This is a genomic window from Parvibacter caecicola (assembly GCF_003725335.1).
Taxonomy (GTDB): domain Bacteria; phylum Actinomycetota; class Coriobacteriia; order Coriobacteriales; family Eggerthellaceae; genus Parvibacter; species Parvibacter caecicola.
Genome location: NZ_QIBY01000014.1, coordinates 31113 through 56391 on the forward strand (window position 1 = coordinate 31113; position 25279 = coordinate 56391).

Here is a 25279-nt window from a genome sequence, read left to right on the forward strand (position 1 = left end):
GCTTGGCATAAGTTCTGCCCGATGTGGCGCCGCACCTTGCGGCGCCGTTTTTTTGCCTGTGGCCCTGTGAGCTCCCCCGCGATGCTTTGCGGTTGCGAATCCCGCTGTGACGACTGACATCGATTGAGACATATATGGCACAGCCGGTGAGAAGGGAAGGTGCCCGTTGCCGTCGCTCTTCCCTTAGCTCTACCATGGCCCTCCCGCAAACGAGGATGGGTATGGAAGGGGTACGAATATGACTAATTTCATCCGCGATGCCGCATGCAAGGGCCATCAGCCACAGGGAGCCATACCGTTGCGGCACAATCCGCGGCCGCATTTGGTGAACCAACTTCTGGCAGAACGGCACCTCCCGCGGTTTTTGGTGGCTCCGGCCGGCTTCGGCAAGAAAACCCTCATGGCCGAATACGCCGATGTGGTGTTTTCTTTCGAGCATGTTTCCTGGGTCAACGGCGGCTCGCCCTGCTTTCTGCGGGATTTGGACGCCGGTACCATCGATTCCGATTTGCGCCGCTTCGACGGTGGCCTGCGACTGGCAGTGTTTCAGGATGTGCCGGTTATGGACGAGCAACGGGCCGAGGCCTTTGGGCGTTTGGTGAATGCCTTGGCGGCCGCCGAGGTGGAGGTGCTGTGCTCGTTGGCACCCTCGGCCGACTTGTACGGGGAGCTGGTGCCCGGCCGCGTGCTCATTGACGGCCATCGACTGCTGGTGAACGCCGAAGAGCGCGTGCCCCGGCTGGCGGAAGAGGATGCCGTGGTGGCTGACGGGCTTGCCCCCAGTGCCTGTGTGCCCTGTCTTCTGTGGGATGAGCGGGGAACGGCGCAGCTGCTAGAGGGATTGCGGAAAGAGGCGCTGCCCAAAGAGATGTTCCTGGCTCTGGTCGCCATGTTGCTGATGGGGCGCGGGCGGTTGGAGGATTTGGAGGGGTTTATCGGCGCCGAGCGGCTGGGGGAGACGTTGGAGCTGCTGGCGGCCTGCTATCCCTATGCTGGTATCAGCTTGGAAGAGGGTCGCTTCGAGGCGACGCAAGTGGGGGTCGAAGAGCTGGGGCGGGCAGTGGGGGCCGTCATCGGCGCCCACTGCGTCCAGCTGCCCTGCCGCAACCGCGATGGGATGGCCATGCTGGCGGCCGACCTCATGCTTGGGCGCGGCGAGAGCGTTCGGGCTTTTGAGACCGTGGGCTGTCTCGCTTCCCGCGGAGCGGCGATGCGTTGGCTGGGCCATCATGGATGGGACCTGGTAGGTGGCGGTTACTCCCGCGAGTATTGCGTGGCGTTCCTGCAGGCTAGCCGCAGCCACAGTTCGGTACCGCCCCATGCCAGCTCGGCGGCCGCCTGGGGTTTTGCCGAAATGGGCGACGTGAAGGAGGCGCGGCGGCTGGCGCGGGCCGTAGTGGCGTCTTCCGGCAGCGACGACGCCTCTCGCTCGATGGCAGCGCTGCTTCTGGCCATGGTGGGGGAAGGGGAGGCCCTGGATCGGGCCGATGAAGCGGTAGAGCCTCTGCTGCGCAAGATGCAAATCCAAAAATCCAACGGTCAGCCATTGCCGGTATCGGCAGAGGTGCTGGATTCCATGGCGGTGCAGGCGGCCCTGCAGGACGGCACTGCTCTGGCGGTGAGCGTGTTTCACGAGCAGTGCCGCCGGTCCGGTGGCGGTCGACGCTCGTGGAGCCGCCAGCTGCTTTTCTCAGCTGCCCTGATACTGGCGCATTTGGCGCGCTGGCAGTTGGAGGAAGAGCCCCCAGCCTTTGAGGAGGAGGAGATGGCGGAGGATTTCATCCAGGAGTGCATGCTGGCGCTGGACGCCCTGGCCGTTAGCGGGGAGGAGTTTGGCTGGGCCCAGGTGCGCGTGGGCGATTTGCTGCAGGAGTTGGTAGAGTCGCGCCGCTTCAGTGTCAGCTTGCGGCTGCGGCCCCTGACAACGGTTGCCTTGAAGAGGGCCCGGGAGGAGCTGGCGGCCGAGCAGGGGGCCTACCGGCGCAGTTGCCGCCAGATGGACGCCGAGCGCTCCTCCCGCGAGGCTGCCCGCCAAGACGAGTTCCGCTCCGATTCCGCCCGCCGTCAGAAATCCTCCGCGGCACGGGCGGCGGTGTTTCCCAAGTTGCGAGTGAGCTTATTCGGGTCATTTGTGGTGCACGTGGGTGACACGCGGGTGGACGACCGGCTGCTCACCCGCCGCAAGAGCCGCACGCTGCTGGCGCTCCTGGTGCTCAACCACGGCCGAGAGGTGTCGGTGGATTACCTCAGCACCACCTTCTGGCCCCAAACTGCTCCGGCGGCGGCCCGCAAGAATTTCTACGCCCTGTGGTCGCTGCTACGTCGGGTGCTGTCAGTGGACGGCCAGTGCCCCTACCTCATCCGTACCGAGATGAGCGTGCGGGTGAACTACGATCTGGTGGAAAGCGATTTAGATCCCTTCGAGGAACTGTGCCGCCAGCTATTGTTCAGCGGCCGTACCGAAACCAACTGGGAAGAGCTGCTGTCCCTGGCCAGCGGCCGTTTCGGCGGGGTGCTGCTGCCAGCCGAGCGGGAAAACGCGGTGATTCAGGAGAGCCGTCACCGACTGCATACCAACATGACCGATGCGCTGGTGGCCGCCTCGGGACGGCTGCTCACCGGCGGTGAGCCGCAGGGGGCGCTGTGGTTCGCCCGCGAGGCGCTGCGGCGCGACCAGTCGCGGGAAGACGTGTACTTGGCTCAGATGCGGGCCCAAATCGCCTCGGACCAGCGAGCGGCGGCCCTGGACACTTTTTTCGCCTGCCGTTCATACCTTACCGAGCAGCTGGGCATTGACCCTTCGCCCCGGTTGGTGGAACTGTACCACTCCATCATCGAGGAGGAGGTGGCGCTTTAGGCTGGTGCTGGGGGCTTTTCGCTGTGGAGACGATGAAAAGCGGCGTCCCATTGGCCGGTTCCTGTTAGAATACCGAAGGTTCGCACAACGCGGCCCACGCACCTTTAGCGCGGGGCCTTTTCGAGAGAAACGGTTGACACCTATGGGTTTCCTTTCAAAGCTGCTCACGGTGGGCGAGGGCAAGCAGCTCAAGCGCTACCAGGCCATTGTGGACAAGATTAACGGGTTGGAGCCGCAGATTTCGGCCCTTTCCGATGCCGAGCTGGCCGCGAAGACCGAAGAGTTCCGCCAGCGCTACGCCAATGGCGAAACCCTCGACGACCTGTTGCCGGAGGCCTTCGCCGTGGTACGGGAGGCCAGTGTGCGCACCACCGGTCTGCGCCACTTCGACGTGCAGCTCATCGGCGGCATGGCGCTGCACGAAGGGCAGATCGCCGAGATGAAAACCGGTGAAGGCAAAACGCTGGTGTCCACCTTGGCCGGCTACCTGAACGCCATTCCCGGCAACAACGTGCACATTGTGACGGTGAACGATTACTTGGCCCGGCGCGACTGCGAATCGATGGGGCGCATCTACCGCTTCCTCGGCATGACCACCGGCCTCATCCAAAACGGCATGAACCCCAAGGACAAGATCCCCGCCTATAGGGCCGACGTCACCTACGGCACCAACTCCGAGTTCGGTTTCGACTACCTGCGCGACAACATGGTCACCCGCGCCGGCAACCGGGTGCAGCGGGGCCACAGCTTCTGCGTGGTGGACGAGGTGGACTCCATCCTCATCGACGAGGCCCGCACTCCCCTCATCATCTCAGGCGCCGGCACCCAGGCGGCCGATACCTACAAGCGCTTCGCCCGCGTGATGCCCGGCCTGAAAGAGGGCAAGGACTTCGACATGGACGAGGCCAAGAAAACCATCAACGCCACCGAGAGCGGCCTGGAGAAGATCGAGGCCATGCTGGGCATCGACAATATTTACGCCGACCCTTCCGGCCAACTGGCCAACCACCTGCAGCAGGCGCTGAAGGCGCAGTTCCTGTTCCACCGCGACGTGGACTACGTGGTGGTGGACGGCGAAGTGAAGATCGTGGACGAGTTCACCGGCCGCATCATGGAGGGGCGCCGCTGGTCGGAGGGCCTGCACCAGGCGGTGGAGGCCAAAGAGCACGTGCTGGTGCGCGAGGAGAACCAGACGCTGGCCACCATCACCCTGCAAAACTACTTCCGCCTTTACGACAAGTTGTCGGGCATGACTGGTACCGCCATGACCGAAGACGCTGAGTTCCGCCAGATTTACAAGCTGCCGGTGGTGGCCATTCCGCCGAACAAGCCGGTGATTCGCGTGGACGAGAACGACCTCATCTACCGCACCATCGATGCTAAGTTCAACGCCGTGGCCGACTTCGTGGCCGAGCGTCACGCGGCGGGGCAGCCCTGCCTCATCGGTACCGTTTCCATCGAGAGCAGCGAGCGGCTGTCGCGCCTGCTGAACAAGCGGGGCATCAAGCACGAAACCCTGAACGCCAAGAACCACGAGCGCGAAGCCCTCATCGTGGCACAGGCGGGCCGCAGCGGCGCCGTCACCATCGCCACCAACATGGCCGGCCGCGGTACCGACATCTTGCTGGGGGGCAACCCCGAGGTGATGGCGGATGAGATTCTGCGGGTGCGCGGCTTCGACCCGGCCGCAGCGTCGCTGGACGAAGAGGGCAACCCCAACCCGCTGTTCGCGCCCAAAGAGGAGCGGGCGCGGGCGCTGGCGGAGGCGCGGGAGAGCTGCGCCATCGAGCACGACCAGGTGATCGCCGCCGGCGGCCTGTGCGTCATCGGCACCGAGCGCCACGAGTCGCGCCGCATCGACAACCAGCTGCGCGGCCGTTCCGGCCGTCAAGGCGATCCGGGCCGCTCTCAGTTCTACCTTTCTTTGGAAGACGACCTCATGCGCCTGTTCGGCGGCAACAAGATGGAGTCCATCGGCGCCATGATGCAGAAGACCAACATGCCCGATGACATGCCCATCCAGGCCTCCATGGTTTCCAAGTCCATCGAGAACGCCCAGCGCACGGTGGAGCAGATGCACTTCGCCGCCCGTAAGAACGTGCTGGAGTACGACGACGTGATGAACCTGCAGCGCAAGGCCATTTACGAGGAGCGCAACGCCATTTTGGACGGCAAGGACATCTCGGCCCGCATCCCCGAGCTGATCGGCGACGCCGTCTACGACGTGGTGGCCGACGACTGCGCCGAGGAGGACGCCCAGGACTGGGATCTGAAGGCGCTGGACCTGTGGGTGGCCAACATGACCGGCCGCACCGACTTCTCCTCCCGCGAGGTGGCGGCGAAGGAAGATTCCCCCGAGGCCATGACCAACGCCGTGAGCGGTTATCTGCAAGAGCTGTACAACCAGAAGGAACAGCAGCTGGGGCCCGAGATGACCAAGAACCTGGCGGCCCAGGTGATGCTGCGCATCATCGACACCCGCTGGATGGCCCACCTGCAAGAGATGGACTACCTGAAAACCGGCATCGGGTTGCGCGCCTTCGGTCAGCGCGACCCGCTGGTGGAGTACAAGAACGAGGCCTACGAAGCCTTCCAGGGGCTCACCGCCACCATGTACGACGACTTCCTGCGCACCCTGCTGCGGCTGGAAATTGCCGCAAAGCCTCAGGGGACCCCGGGCGGCGCCATCCCCGAGCATCCGGACCCGCTGGCCCGCAAGGTGAGCTACTCCGCCCCTGAGCAGGCGCTGGAGGGTTCCGCCGCCAGCCGTGCTGCGCGCCCGGCCCCTGCCGGCGCTGCCGGCGCGCCGCCGAAGCCGGCGCCGGCGAAGCCCCAAACCTATCAGAAAGACGCCGACGACCCCTACGCCAACGTGGGCCGCAACGATCCCTGCCCTTGCGGCAGCGGCAAGAAGTTCAAGAAGTGCCACGGCCGCGACCTTTGACGGCTTTCCGCAAACGGCAAGTGAGACGGAAAGCGCGTTTTAAGGAGAGAGGTTCGTGGTAGAGGCACGGGAGCTGGAAGCGGCGGCCAAGCGGGTGGAAGAGGCCCGCGGATTTTTGAAGATCGACGAGAAGCAGCAGCAGCTGCAAGAGCTGGAACGGCAGCTGTCCGACTCCGGCGTGTGGGACGACCCCGCCGCCGCTAGCCGCCTGTCGAAGGAGGCGGCCGATTTGCGCTCGGTGATAGAGGGCCATCGGTCCGCCGCCGCCACGCTGGAGGAGGTGCGGGCGGCCCTGGAACTGGCGGACGAGGACGAATCCTTCGCCGAAGAGGCGGACTCCCAGTTCAAGGCCCTTTGCGAGGCGCTGGACGCGCTGGAGCTGGAAAGCTGGTTCACCGGCCCCTTCGACGGGGGAGACGCCATCTTGTCGGTGAACCCGGGGCAGGGGGGCCTGGAGGCTCAGGACTGGACCGACATGCTGTACAAGATGTACGTGCGCTACGCCGAATCGAAGGGCTGGAAAGTGACCGGGCTGGACATCGTGCCCGGCGAGGGCATCGGACTCGATCGCGCCACCATCCAGGTGGAGGGGCGCAACGCCTACGGCATGCTGTCCAGCGAGGCGGGGGTGCACCGGCTGGTGCGCATTTCCCCCACCGACGCCAAGAAGCGGCGCCAAACTACCTTCGCCAGCGTGGAGGTGCTGCCGGTGATGCCCGACGACATCGAGGTGGATCTGAACCCGGCCGACGTGCGGGTGGATGTGTACCGCTCCAGCGGTCCCGGCGGCCAATGCGTTAATACCACCGATTCCGCCGTGCGCCTCACCCATATCCCCACCGGTATCGTGGTAACCTGCCAAAATGAGAAATCGCAGATTCAGAACAAGGAAGCGGCGTTTCGGGTGCTGAGGGCCCGGCTCTACGAGTTGGAGCAGCGCAAGCGGCAGGAGGAGCTGGATCAGTTACGGGGGGAGCGGATGGAAAACTCCTTCGGCTCGCAGATTCGCAACTACGTGCTGTACCCGTACCAGATGGTGAAGGACCTCCGCTCGGGCGTGGAAACCGGCAACGTCGATTCTGTTTTGGGCGGCGATTTGGACAATTTCGTGATCGGCTATCACAAGTGGAACGTCTCGCAGAAGGGGTAGAGGTAACTATGCAAGACAACCAGGCGCTGGCGCGTCAAATCCGCCGGGACATCGTGCAGATGGTGTGCGAAGCCGGCAGCGGCCATCCCGGCGGCTCCCTTTCGGCCACCGACATTCTGGTGGCCCTGTACCTGAACGGCGTGCTGGCCCACAACCCCGAAGACCCCCGGTGGGAGGGGAGGGACTGGTTCTTCCTCACCAAGGGGCACGCGGCGCCGGCTCTGTACGCCACGTTGGCCCGTGCCGGCTATTTCCCCGTCGAAGAGCTGAAAACCCTGCGCAAGCTGGGGTCGCGGCTGCAGGGGCACCCCGATTCCAGTATGGTGCCCGGCGTGGAAGTGGGCACCGGCTCGCTGGGGCAGGGCCTTTCCATCGCCGCCGGCACCGCCTGCGGTTTGCGCCTGGCCGGCAGCCAGAGCACCGTTTTCGCCCTGATGGGCGACGGCGAGTGCGAAGAGGGGCAGGTGTGGGAAGCGGCCATGTTCGCCGCCCACCAGCAGCTGGGGCGCCTGATTACCATCGTGGACCACAACGGTTTGCAAATCGACGGTCCTGTGACCGAGGTGTGCAGCCCCGAAAGCCTGAAGGAGAAGTTCGCCTCCTTCGGCTGGCGCGTGGCGGAAGTGGACGGCCACGATATCAACGCCATCACCGAGGTGCTTAACAGCTGCAAGGCCCAGCCGGACGGCGCGCCGTGGGCGATCATCGCCGAAACGGTGAAGGGCAAGGGCGTTTCCTTCATGGAAAACCAGGCCGGTTGGCACGGGAAGGCCCCCAATGCCGAGCAATGCGCGGTGGCTCTGGCCGAACTAGGCGACGAATAGCTAAGGGGGACGATTTCCATGGTTAAACTTGCATCCGCCGAGCAGCGTTCGGTGAAGAAGGCCACCCGCGCCGCCCTGGGGGCAACCCTTGCGGCGCTGGCGGAAGAGGGCGTGCCGGTAGTGGCGGTGGACGCCGACTTGAGCGGTTCCACCACGATGGGAAAATTCGCCGCCGCGAAGCCGGAATACGGTCAGCGGTTCTTCAACTGCGGCATTGCCGAACAGAACATGATAGATGTGGCGGCGGGCCTGTCGCTCACGGGCAACGTGGCCTTCACCGGGTCGTTTGCGGTGTTCGGCACCGGGCGCGCCTACGACCAGATTCGCAACACGGTGTGCTATTCCAACCTGAACGTGAAGATCACCCCCACCCATGCCGGCGTTTCGGTGGGCCCCGACGGGGGCAGCCATCAGATGCTGGAGGACGTAGCGCTGATGCGGGCGCTGCCGCGCATGCGGGTGTTTGTGCCCGCCGACTACCCGTCGGCGGTGGCGGCCATTCGCTTGGCGGCGGAAACCCCGGGCCCGGTGTACGTGCGCATGGGGCGCGCCGCGGTGCCCTGCGTGTACGAGGACGGCGTGCAGCTGGAATGCGGCCGCGCCTATGTGGTGCGCGAGGGCTCCGACTGCACCATCGTGGCCAACGGGGTGGAGATCCGCGAAGCGTTGATGGCGGCGGAATCGCTAGCCGAGCAGGGCATTTCCGTTGAAGTGGTGGACGCGTTCTGCGTGAAGCCCTTGGATGAGGACACCATCGTGGCCTCGGTGTGCAAAACCGGCTGCGTGGTTACCGCCGAAGAGCACTCCCGCATCGGCGGCCTGGGGGCGGCGGTGGCCGACGTGCTTTCCCGCCAGTGTCTGGCGCCGCTGGAGATGGTGGCCGTGGACGACTGCTTCGGCAAGTCCGGCGAGTTCGAGGAGCTGCTCTCTTACTTCTCCATTGACGCCGCTGCCATTGAAGATGCGGTGAAGAAAGCCATAGCCCGCAAGCCCCTCTGTTAAGATTAGCGGTTGTGTTTCTGACTAAGAATTATGGCAAGGCGGTCGTGGCGGAGCGGAGCGAGGTCCGGTAAAGCCAAAGGGGTGCTTGAGACTACAGGCTCAAGCACCCCGACGCGTCGAGCGCAGCTCTGTCGCGACCGCCTATCCTCCAGAAAGCTCTCAGCCCGAAACCGCATCTGCCGAAACAGCTAACCCAACCCGAAAAGGAGCATGCTGTGGCCAATGAAATGAGCCAAGGAGGCCGTGGGGCCCACGGAAGGCACCGAAGCGCCGGTGGCGCCGGTTCGCTTTCCGCCACCTCCCAGCTGTCCCAGTCTCTGCCCGAGCTTGATGTGAACGATGTGCCCACCCGCATGGGCATGCCGGTCATCACGTTCGATCATGTGACGAAAGTTTATGCCGCCCAGCCTAAGAAACCGGCGCTGGACAACATTACCCTGGAAGTGTTCGCTGGCGAGTTCATCTTCTTGGTGGGCCATTCCGGTTCCGGCAAGTCCACCTTCATCAAGTTGCTCACCCGCGAGATCAAGCCCACGTCGGGCAAAATCTACGTGGCCGACGAGGATCTTACCACCATGCGCAACTGGCGCGTTCCCTACCTGCGCCGCAACATCGGCTGCGTGTTCCAGGACTTCAAGCTGCTGCCCAACAAAACCGTGTTCGAGAACGTGGCCTTCGCCCTTGAAGTGATTGGCAAGAGCCGCCACGTGATCAAGACACAGGTGCCCGAAGTGCTGCGGCTGGTGGGCCTGGCCGATAAGCTGAACAAGTATCCCGATCAGCTGTCCGGCGGCGAGCAGCAGCGCGTGTCCATCGCCCGAGCCATCGTGAACCGCCCGCCGCTCTTGATTTGCGACGAGCCTACCGGCAACCTCGACCCGCAAACGTCCCGCGGCATCATGGATCTGCTGGAGCGCATCAACCGCACCGGCACCACGGTGGTCATCGCCACTCACGACCGCGAGATGGTGGACAACATGCGCCGGCGCGTGATCGTGTTGGACCGCGGCCATCTCACCCGCGACCAGGAACGGGGGGTGTACGGTTCCGATGTCTAGTTTGTTCTATTTTTTGAAGGAGTCCTTCCAGGGGCTCACCCGCAATCTGTCCACTACGCTGGGCTCGATCATCACCATTTTCCTGTCGTTGCTGATTATCGGCGTGTTTCTGGTGGGCGGCGTGATTGTGGAGCACTTGGTGCGCAACATCGAGAACGAAGTTACCATCACCGCCCATGTGGGCGACAATGCCTCGCAGGAAACCATCGATAAGGTGATGAACCAGATCACCGCCCTTGCCGATGTTTCGTCGGTCAGCTTCACCACGAAGGACCAGGCTCTGGAGGACTTCCGAGAAACCACCATCAACCCCGACATCATCGACCAGCTGGACGGCCAGAATCCGCTGCCCGCTTCCATCGAGGTGGAGCTTTCCGACCCCTCGCAGGTGGAGACGGTGGTGCAGCAGATTCTGGATAACACCGACTACAAGTCCATCACCGACAACCCCGATGATCCCCACGAGGCCATCCGCTACGGCCAGCGCACTGTGGACAAGCTGTTCACGGTAACCGGGTACCTGCGCTACATCGGCGCGGCCCTCATCCTGCTGCTGGTGTTCATCGCGCTGGTGTTCATCAACAACACCATCCGTCTTGCCATCATGGCGCGTCGCAAGGAGATTGCCATCATGCGTCTGGTGGGCGCCTCCAACGGCTTCATTCGCGGGCCCTTCCTCATGGAGGGCGCGCTGCACGCGGTAATCGGCGCCGGTTTGGCCATTGTGGTGCTGCAGGTGCTGCGGGCCTATGCGCTGCCCCGCTTGCAGGACGCCATCTCGTTCTTGTCGCTGGACGTGTCCGGCCACACCTACGTGATGATTTACCTGGCCCTTCTGGGGGCCGGCCTGGTGATCGGCCTTCTGGGCTCGGCGTTCGCCATGCGCCGCTACCTGAAGGTTTAGGCGCGGCCGAGGGGCTGACGGGCGATTATGGGACAAGCAGAGCAGCAGAAGCGGGCGCGGAAGGTGTCGCTGGCCATGAAGCGCCAGCGGGGTCACATGCGGCGCATCGCGGCTGCCCTGCTTGTTTTTTTGCTGCTGTGCGCCGCCTTCATGGCGGGCTTCTTTCTGCGCAGCCAGCCGGCTCTCATGGATTCGCTGGGGTTCCCCGCCCTTGAGGGGCAGAGCGCCGCCAACGACTCCAGTTCCGGCAAAACCACTTTTGATTCGGTGAGCATGCGGGTGTCCGATGTGGAGAACCTGCTGGCGGAGTTCAGCCTCGACTCGGTGAACCTGGACGAGGCTACGGTGGGGGTGCTGGGCGCCATGATGGCTTCCACTGACGACCCGTACGCAATGTACTATGACCCCGATCGCTACAACAGCTACATCAAGGAAACCAGCGAGCGCAGCTATGCCGGCATCGGCGTGGTATTTTCCGAGTACAACGGCCGCGCCTACGCGGCGGACGTGTTCGAGGGCTCGGAAGCGGAGGCGCGCGGCGTAGTGCCCGGCGATTTCGTGGTGGGGCTGGATGGCGATGAATCCCATGTCTGGACCATGACGGAAGTGGTGAACTTCCTCTCGGATCACGATGGCACGTCGGTAGTGGTGTCGTGGATGCGCCCCACCAGCCTTGATGCCGAAACCGGGCTGGAGTATTCCACTACGCTTCTGTGCAAGGAGTACGTGGAAGAAAACGTTTCCACCGAGCTACGAGAGAACGTGGGGGTTATTCGACTGCGGCAGATTACTGCTAACTCTACCGATCTTGTGCGCCAGGCCATCGAGCAGCTTACCGCCGAAGGGGCGGCCGGCTTCGTGTTGGACCTGCGCAGCAACCCCGGTGGTTACCTGTCCCAGGCGGTGGACCTTGCGGGTTTGCTGTTGCGCAGTGGCGTGGTGGTGGAGGTGCAGACCAATGAAGGGTCTTCTACCAAGAAGGTTTCCGGGGTTACCGTGACCGATGCGCCGGTGTGCGTTATGGTGGACGAATTCACTTCGGCGGCAGCGGAAGTGCTGGCGGCGGCGCTGCAGGACAACCAGCGGGCCACGGTAGTGGGGCAAACCAGCGCCGGCAAGGGATCGGTGCAGGTGACTCGCGAGCTTACCTGGGGCGGTGCGGTGCGCTACACGGCCGCTTATTACCTTACCCCCTTGGGCCACGAGATTTCCGGCGTGGGCGTGGTGCCCGACATTCGGGTGAGCGCTAACGAAGGCGTGGACAACCAGATCATCGTAGCTGTGGACTCCGTTCGCTCCCAGCTTTCCTCCTAGGGGCGCCATGGCGCGCAAACGTTCATCGGTGCGGCACAAGCCCCGGGCGCTGCTGCGTGGAGTGCTGGACTCCCGCGACGGAAAAAACTCCTTCGTCACCACCGCCGAGGGCGATTTCTTCATTCCCGATTCCGCCCGCGGCGGCGCTTCCGACGGCGATTTGGTGGAAGTGGCCCCCGTCGGCGGCCGCAAGGGCGGCGGACGCGGCCGCGGCTCCGAACGGCCCCAGGGGCGCGTGGTGCGGGTGATAGAGCGGGCCAGCGAAGTGGTGTGCGGCCGGGTGGAGCTGGCCGACCCGTTCGCCGTGGTGGTGCCGGACAACTCGGGTATCCCCTTCGACATCTTCACCTTGCGCGCTGATGCCCCCGATGTGCCGGAGGGGGCCTTCGTGCAGGTGCGCATCACCCAGTTTCCCACCCGCCACAGCGCCTGCACCGGCGTGATCGAGGCAGTGCTGTCCGAAGAGGGCGGCGGCAGCGGCGGCATCGACATGATCGTGGCCCGTCACAAGCTGGAAACTGTGTTCTCAGAATCGGCGCTGGCGGAAGCGGCCCAGGTGGCGGTGGACGAGGCGGAGGCGCTGGCAGAGGGTTATGCGGACCTGCGCCAGAGAGTGGTGTTCACCATCGACCCGGCCGATGCCAAGGACTTCGACGACGCCCTTTCGCTTGAGCGGGTGCGGGATGCATCGGGCCGCCTGCTGTGGCGGCTGGGGGTGCATATCGCCGACGTTTCCGCCTACGTGCCCTGGAACAGCGCGCTGGACATCGAGGCGCGCCGCCGCGCCACCAGCGTTTACCTGGCCGACCGGGTTATCCCCATGCTGCCGCCGGCCCTCTCCGAAGAGGTGTGCTCGCTGAAGCCGGGCCAGGTGCGCCGCGCCTTCACCTGCGACATGCTGGTCACCGACCAGGGGCAGGTGCTGCAGGCCCAGTTCTATCCCAGCCTCATCTGCTCGAAGACGCGCTTTACCTATGGCCAGGTGCAGCAGTTGCTGGACACCGAAGGGGAAGGGCCCGTTTCTTTGGAGGGGACGGGCGTGGGGGAGACCATGGTGCGCAAGCTGAAGGCGGCCAGCGTCCTGGCCCAGGCGATGGGCCGGCGGCGCGCGACGGCCGGCGGCATCGATTTCTCCACCGTGGAGGCGAAGGTGCGCCTGGACGGGGAAGGGGCGCCTGTGGGGGTGGAGCTTCGCCAGAAGACGGACGCCACCATGCTGGTGGAGGAGGCCATGATCGCCGCCAACGAGGCGGTGGCCCGCCATCTGTTCGGCAAGGACTTCCCCTGCTTGTACCGTGTGCACGATGCGCCGGCCGGCGAGGCCTTGGCGGCTTTGGTACCGGTGTTTCGGGAGTTCAGCTGGTTCTCCCGTTCCGGGGCGGCGCTTTTGGGCCATGGCAGCCCGTTCGTCATCCAAAGCGTGCTGGAGGAAAGCCACGGCCGTGCCGAGGAGGAGTTGGTGTCGAACCTGCTGCTGCGGGCCATGAAGCGGGCGGTGTACCGTCCAGTGAACGACGGCCACTACGGGCTGGCCAGCAAGGCCTACTGCCATTTCACCAGCCCCATTCGCCGCTACCCCGACTTGGTGGTGCACCGCATGCTGAAGGCGGCCCTGTTCAAGCGGCCGCAGCTGTTCGACCAAGAGGTGGCAGCGCTGGCCTGGATCGGCGAGCATTCCTCCTACATGGAGCGGGTGGCGGAAACGGCGGCGCGGGAATCCCAAACCCTGAAGCTAGCGGAGTATTTGGAGCCGCGGGTGGGGGAGACCTTTGCCGGCGTGGTGTCGGGGGTGTCTTCCCAAGGGCTGTTCGTGCGGCTTGAGCGGGGCGTCACCACAGAGTTGCAGCTGGGGGGCGCCATCGAGGGCTTTCTGCCCCTGCGCTACCTGGGCCCCGAGTACTTCATGTTCGACCCCGACCGTTACACCCTCACCGGCGCCGACACCGACCAGGTGTTCAGGCTGGGGCAGCCCTTGCAAGTGGTGCTTTCGCGGGTGGACTTGGCCACTTCGCGGCTGGATTTGCGCCTGTAGTTACGCGCCGGTGGCAAGTGCCCTGTGCGCCGCAGCGCAAGCCCTATACTGGTTGGGCGCTGCGTTTCGCCACTGGTTGAGAGGATTTCGATGCAACGAGAAAAGTTCGGCTCCCGTTTGGGGTTCATTCTGATCAGCGCCGGCTGCGCCATCGGCCTTGGCAACGTATGGCGCTTTCCTTACATCACCGGCCAGTACGGCGGCGCCGCTTTCGTGCTCATGTACCTGGTGTTCTTATTCATCCTGGGGCTTCCCATCATGGTGATGGAATTTGCGGTGGGGCGCGGTTCCCAAAGCTCCATCGCCCGCGCCTTCAACCGGCTTGAGCCACCCGCCACTCATTGGCACAAGTACAAATGGCTGGGCATCGGCGGCTGCTACCTGCTGATGATGTTCTACACCACTGTGGCCGGCTGGATGCTGGCCTACGTGCCCAAGTTCGCCTCCGGCACCTTCGCCGGTGCCGATACCGCTCAAACGGCGGAGGCATTCAATAATATGCTGGCCAGCCCGGTTGAGCTGGTGTTTTGGATGGTGGTGGTGTGCGCGGTTTCCATCCTGGTGTGCTCGCTGGGGGTGCAGAAGGGCGTGGAGCGCATCACCAAGGTGATGATGGTGGCGCTGCTGGCCATTCTGGGCGTGCTGGTGGTGCGTTCCCTCACCCTACCCGGCGCCGAGGCGGGGGCGGCCTTCTACCTGCTGCCCGACTTCTCCAAAATCTTCGGCAGCTTCGACACCTTCTGCGAAGCCGCTTACGCCGCCATGGGCCAGGCTTTCTTCACCCTGTCCATCGGCATGGGGTCCATGACCATCTTCGGCAGCTACATCGGGAAGGACCGCTCCCTTCTGGGAGAGGCGGCCACCATCGGCGTGCTGGACACCTCGGTGGCCCTGGCCACGGGCCTTATCATCTTTCCCGCGTGCTTCGCCTTCGGCGTGGCCCCCGATTCCGGCCCTGGCCTAGTGTTCATCACGCTGCCCAGCGTATTCCAGCAGATGTGGGGCGGCCAGCTGTGGGGCACGCTGTTCTTCGTGTTCATGAGCTTCGCGGCGCTTTCCACCGTCATCGCCGTGTTCGAGGGCATTCTGCGCTTCGCCATGGACGAATGGGGGTGGAGCCGCAAGAAGGCGGTGGTGGTGAACCTCATCGCTATCCCGCTTTTGTCGCTGCCCTGCGCGCTGGGGTTCAACCTGCTTTCCGGTGTGGTTATGCCCGGTGTGGGCGATATCCAAACCATCGAGGACTTCCTGGTTTCCAGCAACATCATGCCGCTGGGGTCGCTGGTGTTCGTGCTGTTCTGCACCAGCCGTCGCGGGTGGGGCTGGAAGAACTTCCTGGCCGAAGCCAACGCCGGCAAGGGAGCGAAGTACCCTGCCTGGCTGTACGGTTGGATGCATTACGGCGTGCCGGTGCTGGTGGCCGTCATCCTGGTGATGGGCTGGCTCCCCATAATCCAATCCTGGTTCTAACCCCCGTCTTCGACACCCACCATTCGCAGGTGTCACGGGGACGTTCACTTTTGCCACATCCGTTGGCCCGTTCTTTTACGGGGCAGGGGGAAGGGCAGGGGCAGCCCAAGTCGCTCAAACAGTCCTGCTTTGGCGAAAGTGCCACTGGCACTTTCGCGTCGTGCGGAACTCGCTTTGTTGGGCCACCCCCGCCCTTCCCCCGCACAACTGCGACCGCAGGTGTCATGGGAACGTCCCCATGACACCCTACCGGACCATTTTCGTAGGGCCGAGATTCTATCTCGGCCTAAAGCCGCAGCCCCGCACGGGCCGTCCGTTTAGGCAGAGATAGAATCTCTGCCCTACGAATTCAACCTGCGATGGCGTTCTGGTTGGGCCGACCCGGCCTCCGATGATAAAAGGGGATTTCGTAGTTTCGCAACGGCTCGGGTTACCTGGGGTTTTAGCCGATATAATGGGTGGCTCGCATTCGAGGGAGTGCCTGAGGGGGCCTCTGGAGAGGATGGACGCCATGGCGAAACCAGCTGAGAACGGAACACTTACCGTAGTTGAAGAGCCCTACGGCGGCTCTACGGTGGAAGAGCGCAAGCAGGCGATGCTGGAAGGGTTGACGCCTGAGGAGATTGCCGAGCGCAACGCGATTCCCACGGCCGCCCCCAACGGCGAGCCCCATCGCGTGATCGTGCCGGAGCTCTATAGCGAAAACGACACCTTCACCGCCTACTGTCCTGCCCAGCCCAACGATCCCGGCCCGGCGGCTGCCCTTCCGCTGAAGCCGGGGGTACTGGCGGAAGCTCAAAAGATCACCGACCGCATCGGGGTGAAGGTGCAGCCGGAAAGCCCTGAGTACTGGGGCCTTGCCAGCGTGATGACCGATGAGGAGGCGACGCTCACCGCTCACATGAAGGTGCGCCACCCTCTTACCTTCGCCCAGCTGCAGGAGCGCAGCGGGCTTGAAGCGGGCAAGCTGCAACAGCTGCTGGACAGCTTGGCGCTGAAGGGCGTTATCGAGTACAACTGGGAAAACCTCGACGGCGCGAACCCCGCCCACGAGAAGCGCTACGTGCTGCCCATGTTCGTGCCCGGCTCCGCCGAGTTCACCGTGATGAATCAGGCGCAGATGGAAGAACACCCCGAGTTGGCCACGTTCTTCGAGCGCATGTCGTTTCTGCCGCTCACCAAGGTTACCAAAATGGTGCCGCCGGGCGGCGCCGGCATCGGCATGCACGTCATCCCGGTGCAGCGGGCCATCGAGAGCCACAGCGAGGCGGCCGACGTGGAGCGCATTTCCCACTGGCTTAAGAAGTACGACCGCTTCGCCGCCGGTTCCTGCTCGTGCCGCACCGCCGAACGGGTGCGCGGCGCCAACGACGGCAGCGACCCCCAGAACTGGTGCATCGCCATCGGCGATATGGCCGATTACCTGGTGGAAACCGGCAAAGGCCACTTCATCACGCTGGACGAGGTGCTGGGCATCCTGCTTCTGGCGGAGAAGAACGGCTACGTGCACCAAATCACCAACATCGACGGGCAGGACAAGATATTCGCCATCTGCAACTGCGACGTGAACGTGTGCTACGCGCTGCGCACTTCGCAGCTGTTCAACACCCCCAACATGAGTCGGTCGGCCTACACCGCCGAAGTGGACGGCGCCGCTTGCGTGGCTTGCGGCGGCTGCGTGGAGGTGTGCCCCGCCGGCGCCGTGCAGCTGGGGCAGAAACTGCCCGCCGAGGGCGGCCCCATCAGCTATCCACGACAGCCGCTGCCCACGCTTTCCTGGAGCGAGAAGGACTGGGACCCCGATTACAAGAACAACAACCGCATCGAATGCCATGAAACCGGCACCGCCCCCTGCAAAGTGGCCTGTCCGGCGCACATCTCGGTGCAGGGCTACCTGCGCATGGCCGCCCAAGGGCGCTATCGCGACGCGCTGGCCCTCATCAAGAAGGAGAACCCCTTCCCAGCGGTGTGCGGCCGCGTGTGCAATCGCCGTTGCGAGGCCGCCTGCACCCGCGGCACCGTGGACGAGGCGGTGGCCATCGACGAGGTGAAGCGGTTCATCGCCGAGCACGACCTGAGCGAGGAGCACCGCTTCGTGCCGCAGGTGGTGCCTCCCACCACCCGGGGGGCGTTTCCGGAGAAGATCGCCATCGTGGGGGCGGGCCCGGCGGGCCTCACCTGCGCGTATTACCTGGCGCTTTCCGGCTATAAGCCGGTGGTGTTCGAGAAACGGGGGAAGCCCGGCGGCATGATGGCCTACGGCATCCCGTCGTTCAAGTTGTCGCCCGAAGTGGTGGCGGCCGAGATAGACATCCTGCGGCAGCTGGGGGTGGAGATTCGCTGCAACACCGAAGTGGGGCGCGACGTTACCCTGCAGCAGCTGCGCGATGAGGGCTTTTGCGCCTTCTACTTGGCCGTCGGCGCCCAGAAAGGGCGCTTGGCCGGTGTTGAGGGCGAAGAGGGCCCCGGCGTTTCCACGGCGATGGATTTCCTGGCCGAGGCGCTGGGCAATCCCGATGCCGCCGTTGCGGAATCGGTTACGGTGGTGGGCGGCGGCAACGTGGCCATCGATGCCGCCCGCTGCGCCCTGCGGCTGGGGGCGTCTTCGGTGCGCATGGTGTGCTTGGAGCAGCCAGACGAGATGGCGGCTTCGGCGGAAGAAATAGAAGAGGCCCGTGCCGAGGGCATCATGATCATGAACGGCTGGGGCCCGGCGGCAGTGCTGCGGGGCGAGGACGGCCGGCCCCGGGCGCTGCGGCTGCGCCGCTGCGTGCGGGTGTTCGACGACGAGGGACGTTTCGCGCCGGTCTACGACGACGGCGATACCTGCGAGGTGGAATGCTGGCAAGTGGTGATGGCCATCGGCCAGGCCATCGACTGGGGGCAGCTGCTGGAGGGCAGTGCGGTGGAGCTGCGCCAAAACGGCACTGTGGTGGCCGATTCCGCCACGTTCCAAACGGCCCAGCCAGACGTGTTCGCCGGCGGCGACGCCCTCACGGGGCCGCGGTTCGTCATCGACGCCATCGCGGCCGGCCATGAGGCGGCGGTGAGCCTGCACCGCTTCGCCCAGAAGGGCAGTTCGCTCACGCTGGGACGCAACCCGCGCCACTACGTTGAACTGGACAAACAGCACGCGCTCATTGCGCCGGGCAGCTACGACGAAGCGGGGCGCAACGCCCCCGTTTGCGCACCTGCCGCCAGCTCGCGCTACAACTGGGAAGACCCGCGCGGGGTATTCACCGAGGCCCAGGTGGCCGCCGAGTGCGCCCGCTGCCTGTCCTGCGGCGCTTCCGTCGTGGATCCGAACAAGTGCATCGGCTGCGGCCTGTGCACCACCCGCTGCGAGTTCGACGCCATCCATCTGCGGCGCGACCACCCCGAATGCTCCACCATGGTGCCGTCCGAGAAGAAGATCGGCAAGATTCTTCCCCACGCCGGCAAGATGCTGGTGAAGAAGATCACGGGGCGGGAGTAGCCGTGCACGAGCTGGGACTGGTGTTTGCGCTGAGCGACCTTCTGGAGGAAGTGTCCGCTGAACAGGTACTTTCCCGCATCTGCCGGGTTACGGTGGAGCTGGGGGAAGTGTCGGGCGTGGTGGCTGGGCAGCTGCAGGATGCCTGGGGCTGGGCCTCCCAGAAGAGCGACCTTTTGCGCGGCTGCCAGCTGCAGCTGAAAACGGTGCCGGCCGTGACGGTGTGCAACAGTTGCGGCCGCACGTACCCCACCGTGCCCCAAGGGCGCACCTGCCCCCACTGCGGCAGCGCCGACACCCAGCTCCTCCGCGGCAACGAGTTCGAAGTAGCCGAAGTGGAGGGGATGTAGCCGCCTTAGCGGCGCCAGCGCCTTTCGTTCTACCCCGACACGCCAGGTTTTCTGGGCCGGTTTCGCTACTCAGCTAACATTTTGGCGGCGCTGGTGCCGGCCAGATAGCCGCTGGCCCAGGCCCACAGCAGGTTGAAGCCGCCGCAGTCGGCGTCCACGTCCACGGCTTCGCCGGCGGCGAACAGCCCCGGCGCGCTTGCAATCTGCAGGGTTTCCGGCACCAGCTGGCCCGTAGCGATGCCCCCGCGGGTGATTTGGTGGGAAACGTTGTTGGCAAGGCCGGTCACGGTGAGGGAAAGGTTTTTCAAAGCGGCCGCTAAGCGATCGATGTCGCCGGGCGCCACGGGGCGGCCGCCCTCCAGCCCCAGCTGCCCCAGCACCACTTCGGCAACGCGGGGGAGCACCAGGCCGGCCATGGTTTCCTCTACGGTGGGGGTGCGCCCCAGCGCCGCGCCCATCGCTTCCATCCGATGGAGCAAAAACGGCGTGGCTTCCCCTTCGCCAAGCGCCGGCAGAAGGTCCAGCGCCAGCTCGTCTCCCGTGCGGGCTTCCCGGCTTAAATTGAACACGGCGATGCCCGACACGCCGAACTTGCGAAACTGCACCTCGCCCGTCTGCCGCCTCACTGTTTGGCTGCCGCGCACCAGGCGCACCTTGGCCCGCACCCGGATGTTCTCCAGGCTGCGCACCCACTTCTCCCGCACCGCCAGCGGACAGAGCATGGCTGTGGGGGGCTCCACCGCTATGCCGCCGGGCAAAAGGCCGTCCGCAAGCCCGCTGCCCGTTGCCACCACCACGGCATCGGCGTGGCAAATGCGCCCGTCGGCCAGGCGCAGAGCGAAGCGGCCCCCCTCGCCGGTGCGCTCGATGCGCTCCACCGGGCTGTTGCAACATTCCCGCGCCCCGTTCGCGCGGCACCCGGCGCGCAGCACGTCCAGCACCGTGGAGGCCTTGTTGGTTGCCGGCCAGCAGCGGCCCTCCTCGTCTTCCCTCCAAACCAGCCCCAGGCCGGAGAAGAAGCGCTCCACGGCGGTTTGCCCCTGCACCGCGGCCAGGGGCGGGCGGCAGCTTTCCGCGGCGCGCAGCACCGCCTGGACAAGCGGGCGATTGCGGTAGCTGCCGGCCTCGGGCCGTGTGTTGAACACGTTGCAGCGGCCATTGCCGGTGGCCAGGACGGAGCGGCCCATGCGGTCGTCCTTCTCGAAGATGCGGATGTCGAGCAGACGTCCCGCCGCCGCGTGCGCTCTGCCGCCTCCGCAGGCACGCCACGTCTGCGCGGCCGCGATGGCCGCCGCCAGCCCCGATGCCCCTCCGCCCACGACGGCGATGGCGGGGGTGGCGGCTTCGGCCCTTCTGTCTTGCATGGCTGCTCCTGTTCTGTCCGGCCCGTTTCCCCAAGTATAGGCCAGCGCCGCCCCCTTGACACCTCCGCGCCGGCCGTCCGGACGCGCCCGCACTGTCGCTTTCCGCTTATTGGAGAGATGGGGGAGCCGCCCGCCCCGCGCCGCTGCGGCCGCATCGGCTTTGGTAGAATTCCCTGAACGCAAATTACCGGAAGGAACCCCATGCACATCGAGCTTCTGTACCACACGCCCGACCCCGAGCGGGCCATCGCCACCGCCGCCCGCCTTTGCTACGCGCCGGTGGGTGCGGCCGAGCTGATGGAAACCATGAGCGAGGAGCGGATGCACTCGGTGCTCTCCACCATCATGCGCTCCGGCCATTTCTCCACGCTGGAGCACGCCAGTTACACCTTCGCGGTGGAGGGGGTGTCCCGCGCCCTTACCCATCAGCTGGTGCGCCATCGCCTGGCAAGCTTCAACCAGCAAAGCCAGCGCTACGTGAAGTACAAGGACGGCCTGCCGGTGGTGACGCCCCCCTCCGTTGAGGGGGACGCCCAGGCGAAAGAGGCCTTCGACCAGGCCATCGAAGCCGTGATCGGCGCGTATCAGCAGCTGCTGGAGGCCGGCATCCCCGCCGAGGACGCCCGTTACCTGCTGCCCAACGCCGCCGAGACGAAGATCGTCATCACCATGAACGTGCGCGAGCTGCTGCACTTCTTCAACCTGCGCTGCTGCAACCGCGCCCAGTGGGAAATCCGCGACATGGCCTGGCAGATGCTGGAGCTGGCGCGCCCCACGGCGCCCTTCGTGTTCGCCACCGCCGGCGCCCCCTGCGTGTCGGGCCCGTGCCCGGAGGGGAAGATGTGCTGCGGCAACCCTTACCCGCGCGCCGAGGCCCCCTGGAACTAGAGGCGCCCTGTGAGCGAGCAGCAACCCAAAAAGAGCGACCTGTCCCGCGCTTTCAGCGAGGACGGCGCCAAGAAAACCCACATCGGCGGCCAGGCCCTCATCGAGGGCATCATGATGCGGGGCAAGCTGAATTGGGCGGTGGCGGTGCGCACCCCCGACGGCGGCATTTACCTGGAAGAGCACGATCTGGCCAGCGGCAAGCAGAAGAACGGCTGGATGTACTGGCCGTTGGTGCGCGGCTGTCGGGCGCTGGTGGAATCGCTGGTGCTGGGGTTCAAGGCGCTGGAGATTGCCGCGATGCACGCCTTCGGCGATGAGGAAGGGGAGGAAGAGGCCCTTGCCCAGGCGCAGGCCGTGGAGGTGCAGGAGGAGCTGGCCGCCGCCGGCGCGGTGGCGCTTTCTGAGGAAAAGCATTTCGTCTGGAAGCGGGATTTCGGCAATCCGGACACCATGGTGGACGGCCTGGGGGCCCAGCGCACCCTGGAAGTGGTGCAGGGGCCCGAAGGGGACGCGCCCGAGGGCGCAGAAGAGGCTGCCGAAGCGGCTTCCGCCGAGGCAACCCCCGGCGAGGCGGCCCCCGACGAAGGCGGCGCCCCTTGCGAGGTGCGCGAAGTGTCCGCCGACGAGCCGGAGATGGAGTTCGGCCACAAGGAAATGGTGTTCTCCATGGTGTTCGGCGTGGTGCTGGGGGTGGTGCTGTTCATCGTGGCGCCGGCCGTGATCACCAACCTGCTGGTAGGGGAGTACGACGGCAACCTGGTGCTCTGGAACGTGGTGGACGGCATTCTGCGCGTGGCGGTGTTCGTGTTCTATCTGTGGCTCATCGGCCGCATGGAGGACGTGCGGCGCATGTTCATGTACCACGGCGCCGAGCACAAAACCATCCACTGCCACGAGCACGGTCTGCCGCTCACGGTGGAGAACGCCCGCAGCTTTCCGCGGCTGCACGTGCGCTGCGGCACGGCCTTCCTCATCATGGTGATGATTATCGCCATTTTGGTGTACACCATTTTTCCGCTGAATTCCCTCATCGGCGCCTGGGGCGTGCCGGAGGGGCTGCCCAAGTTGGCGCTGGTCATCTTGGTGCGCATTCTGCTGATGCCGGTTATTGCCGGCATTTCCTATGAGATAACGGTGCGCTGGGCCGGTTCGCACCCGGACAATCCCCTGGTGAAAGTGGTGTTGTGGCCCGGCATGCAGATGCAGTACCTTACCACCAACGAGCCCGACGATCGGCAACTGGAATGCGCCATCGCCGCCATGGAGCGGGTGCTGGCGCGGGAGTGCTCGGCTGCCTGATTTCTACAGACCAGTCACAAAAAGGTAACAGAGAGGCAAGTTTTTGCTGCCGTTTTTTGCGCTCTACTACACTTGATTAGAGAGGTTTGGAAGCCCGGCCGCCGTGTTTCGCGCCAGGTTATGCAGGAAAGAAAGAGGTCGTTATGGCTGAATCACTCACCACCGCGTTGGCTGCTTACGGAATCGATTACGTGGATGCCATGGACCGTTTCGGCGACAATGCCGAGCTGTACGAGCGCTTGGCGCTGAAGTATCTCAACGACAACCATTACGTTTCTTTGGTGGCCGCCATGGAGGCCAAGGATTACGAAGAGGGCTATTCGCAGGCCCACAGCCTGAAGGGGGTTTCTGGTAACCTTTCCTTCCGTGAGCTGTTTCAGGTGGCGGCTTACGTGTCGGACGCCCTGTTCTCCGGCGAAATCGACGCCGCCCAGAACCACATGGCCGCTTTGGGCGACGCCCACAAGAAAGTGGTGGAGGGCCTGGAGGCCTGGAAGAGCGGCCAGCTGGCCTAAGCCCTACCGGTCGCGGAACGTCAGCTTCCGCAGCGGAAGCCCCAACCGAAAGCACTTGTCCCTGAGCGCCTCTGCGGAGGCGCTCAGTTCTTTTTCGGCGGCGGCGCTGCTCACCGTGGCGTTGCAGAAGTACCACTGGCGGGCCGAGCGGTACTCGATGGAGGAGGCCGCAGCGGGGGTGACCTTGGCGCCCGTGATAGCGGCGGCCTTCGGCAGCGCTTCCTCCCCGAACACCACGATGCAGGCGCGGCGCAGCACGGCCAGGGCCTCCGCTTCGCTCACGGGGGGTTTCTTCGGAGCGGCGGTCGGCGGCGCCGGCGGGGCGGCGCACAGGTTCTTCAACGGATGCCGCTGCAACATGCCCCGCTTCGAGGCGCCGATGCGCAGTTCGTCGCAGGAGATGCCCCGCAGCGCCAGGTTCAGCTTCAGGCTCTCGCGGCGGGCGTTCAGCTCGCTGCGGCTCATGGCGTCGGAGAGCATCACCTCGAACACCGTGGTGGGCACGTCGCGAAGCCGGCCGCCGCGCGGCTGCTCGGTGCGCAGGTAAACGGCGTTCACCTTGTCCAGCAGGTACTCGGCCGCGGCCGGGTTGTCGGCCCAGGTGGCGCGCACGCCGTCGATGAAAGTGCGGTACAGCGGCATGAGCCCCAGCGTTTTCGCGAACTGCGGGGGCATGTCCTTCAACAGCGTTTGGGATTCCAGGCTTACGTGGCGCATGATGGCTTTCGACGAGGTTTGAACGGGGCTCCATTATAAGGCACGCCAGCGCCCTTACGCCTCGCCCTTCACTTCCGTGATGTTCTTCCACAGGCGTTTGGGCATCAGCTGGCGGCGCAGCTCGGGGTTGTAGCGGCAGTTCACCGACAGCGCCCGGTAGAAGCGGCGCCAAGCATCGGCCATCACCGCCTCGGTGGCGGTGGCGGGCGGCAGCTTCAGTTCGTGGTCGGGCCAATCGCGGGTGTTCACCAGTTGCCAGTCGCCCCCTTCGCTGATGCCGGCGATGGCGTGGTTCTCGTCGTAAATGATGAAGGGCTGTACGTTGAAGCGCTCGGCGAAGTGGTCCATGATCAGGGGCACCACGTTGGCTTTCGGATTGCAGCGGGCGTAGAACAGGCCGCCTTCCAGCTCTTGGAAGCGCAGGAACTGGCGCATGTGCTCGCATTCGCGGTTCACGGCCACCGACAGTTTGTGCACCGGTTTCACGGCGGGGTTGGTCACATCGTCTATCAGGCGCCCCACCACTTTGGGGCAGCTGGATTGCCGCGGGCTGCAAAAGGCGCTGCGGCAGGTGCCGCGCCGCGGGCAGCCGTGGCAGGGGCGCTTGGCGTTTTCCGCCATGGCGAAGGCGACGAAGCGGTACACGTCGGTGCCGGCGGAGGAATCGTCGGACAGGGCGGCCCGGCGCACCCGGCGATACCCCCGCCTCCCGCAGGCGCGCAGGATGCCGGCCCGCACACGGTCGGCCTTTTGGAGGGAGGTTTCGATGGTGATGGTCAGCTGCGACAGCCGGGGCTGGTAATCGGCCTCGCGGCACACATCCGTGGGCACCTCGTGGCGCTCGAAGGCGCAGAACACCGCCGTGAACAGACCTTCCAGCGTGCCGTCGTACAGATAGGCTATGGAGTCGTACACTTCTTGCATCAGAATAGCGCCTCCACGGCGGGCTTGAGGGCAGCAAACGCCCGCGGGGCCGTTTGGGGGCGCGGGGCGGAGCGGCCGGCGCCTGGGCGGGCGCCGTTGCCCGGCACGGCCCCGCTTTTGGGCTCCAGGCGCCTCTGGGCGCCCGTCCGCCGCTCTTGCAGCGGCAGCGCCGCCGCGCCCCCGCCCGCCAGTAAG

The 25279-nt window shown here is 65.1% G+C and carries 19 protein-coding genes; 15 read left to right on the forward strand and 4 right to left on the reverse strand.

Features of this window, described 5'->3' with window-relative positions; all coding sequences use genetic code 11:
• Positions 1-238 precede the first annotated feature (238 nt).
• The 12 genes from DMP11_RS07865 to DMP11_RS07920 all read left to right on the forward strand — a co-directional run bounded on the left by DMP11_RS07865 (position 239) and on the right by DMP11_RS07920 (position 19377).
• Complete coding sequence (locus DMP11_RS07865) at positions 239-2857, forward strand: ATP-binding protein (RefSeq protein WP_123185942.1); 2619 nt, start codon at positions 239-241, stop codon at positions 2855-2857.
• Between the two features lie 142 nt (positions 2858-2999).
• Positions 3000-5801 carry a preprotein translocase subunit SecA gene (gene secA, locus DMP11_RS07870; protein WP_123185943.1) on the forward strand — a complete coding sequence of 934 codons (2802 nt, stop codon included), beginning with the start codon at positions 3000-3002 and terminating at the stop codon, positions 5799-5801.
• A 55-nt stretch (positions 5802-5856) separates the two neighbouring features.
• Positions 5857-6951 carry a peptide chain release factor 2 gene (prfB, locus tag DMP11_RS07875; RefSeq protein ID WP_123185944.1) on the forward strand — a complete coding sequence of 365 codons (1095 nt, stop codon included), beginning with the start codon at positions 5857-5859 and terminating at the stop codon, positions 6949-6951.
• A gap of 8 nt (positions 6952-6959) precedes the next feature.
• Positions 6960-7775 (forward strand): transketolase, encoded by an 816-nt coding sequence (locus tag DMP11_RS07880; protein WP_123185945.1) that lies wholly within the window; start codon positions 6960-6962, stop codon positions 7773-7775.
• Positions 7776-7793: 18 nt separating this feature from the next.
• A complete protein-coding gene (locus tag DMP11_RS07885; protein WP_123185946.1) occupies positions 7794-8777 on the forward strand; it encodes a transketolase family protein in 984 nt (327 codons plus the stop codon).
• 215 nt (positions 8778-8992) lie between these two features.
• Positions 8993-9835, forward strand: coding sequence for a cell division ATP-binding protein FtsE (ftsE, locus tag DMP11_RS07890; protein WP_235869427.1), 843 nt, complete (start codon positions 8993-8995; stop codon positions 9833-9835).
• Complete coding sequence (gene ftsX / locus DMP11_RS07895) at positions 9828-10739, forward strand: permease-like cell division protein FtsX (protein WP_123185947.1); 912 nt, start codon at positions 9828-9830, stop codon at positions 10737-10739. Before ftsE ends, ftsX begins: the two co-directional genes overlap by 8 nt.
• Positions 10740-10766: 27 nt before the next feature.
• On the forward strand, positions 10767-12053 hold the full coding sequence (locus DMP11_RS07900; protein ID WP_235869428.1) for a S41 family peptidase: 1287 nt from the start codon (positions 10767-10769) through the stop codon (positions 12051-12053).
• Positions 12054-12060: 7 nt separating this feature from the next.
• Positions 12061-14085 carry a ribonuclease R family protein gene (locus DMP11_RS07905; protein WP_123185948.1) on the forward strand — a complete coding sequence of 675 codons (2025 nt, stop codon included), beginning with the start codon at positions 12061-12063 and terminating at the stop codon, positions 14083-14085.
• Positions 14086-14175: 90 nt separating this feature from the next.
• On the forward strand, positions 14176-15555 hold the full coding sequence (locus tag DMP11_RS07910; RefSeq protein ID WP_123185949.1) for a sodium-dependent transporter: 1380 nt from the start codon (positions 14176-14178) through the stop codon (positions 15553-15555).
• A gap of 511 nt (positions 15556-16066) precedes the next feature.
• Positions 16067-19030, forward strand: coding sequence for an FAD-dependent oxidoreductase (locus tag DMP11_RS07915; protein WP_211329092.1), 2964 nt, complete (start codon positions 16067-16069; stop codon positions 19028-19030).
• A gap of 2 nt (positions 19031-19032) precedes the next feature.
• Entirely contained in the window at positions 19033-19377 is a 345-nt protein-coding gene (locus DMP11_RS07920; protein ID WP_123185950.1) for a hydrogenase maturation nickel metallochaperone HypA, read from the forward strand.
• Between the two features lie 65 nt (positions 19378-19442).
• On the opposite strand, the gene DMP11_RS07925 is transcribed toward DMP11_RS07920, so the two are convergent.
• Entirely contained in the window at positions 19443-20741 is a 1299-nt protein-coding gene (locus DMP11_RS07925; RefSeq protein ID WP_123185951.1) for an aminoacetone oxidase family FAD-binding enzyme, read from the reverse strand.
• Between the two features lie 201 nt (positions 20742-20942).
• Here DMP11_RS07925 and thyX point away from each other — a divergent pair, with 201 nt between their 5' ends.
• The 3 genes from thyX (at position 20943) to DMP11_RS07940 (ending at position 23443) form a co-directional block, all read left to right on the forward strand.
• Positions 20943-21629, forward strand: coding sequence for an FAD-dependent thymidylate synthase (gene thyX / locus DMP11_RS07930; RefSeq protein ID WP_123185952.1), 687 nt, complete (start codon positions 20943-20945; stop codon positions 21627-21629).
• Between the two features lie 9 nt (positions 21630-21638).
• Positions 21639-22928, forward strand: a complete 1290-nt coding sequence (locus DMP11_RS07935; protein ID WP_214646988.1) for a DUF1385 domain-containing protein — start codon at positions 21639-21641, stop codon at positions 22926-22928.
• A 143-nt stretch (positions 22929-23071) separates the two neighbouring features.
• Positions 23072-23443, forward strand: coding sequence for an Hpt domain-containing protein (locus DMP11_RS07940; protein ID WP_123185953.1), 372 nt, complete (start codon positions 23072-23074; stop codon positions 23441-23443).
• A 3-nt stretch (positions 23444-23446) separates the two neighbouring features.
• Here the strand turns inward: DMP11_RS07940 and DMP11_RS07945 are convergent, their stop codons facing one another.
• The 3 genes from DMP11_RS07945 to DMP11_RS10430 all read right to left on the reverse strand — a co-directional run.
• Entirely contained in the window at positions 23447-24160 is a 714-nt protein-coding gene (locus DMP11_RS07945; protein ID WP_123185954.1) for a hypothetical protein, read from the reverse strand.
• Between the two features lie 54 nt (positions 24161-24214).
• A complete protein-coding gene (locus DMP11_RS07950) occupies positions 24215-25084 on the reverse strand; it encodes a TIGR03915 family putative DNA repair protein (RefSeq protein WP_123185955.1) in 870 nt (289 codons plus the stop codon).
• On the reverse strand, positions 25084-25279 hold a 196-nt coding region (locus tag DMP11_RS10430), incomplete at its 5' end, for a hypothetical protein (protein ID WP_211329093.1). The genes DMP11_RS10430 and DMP11_RS07950, both read right to left, overlap by 1 nt.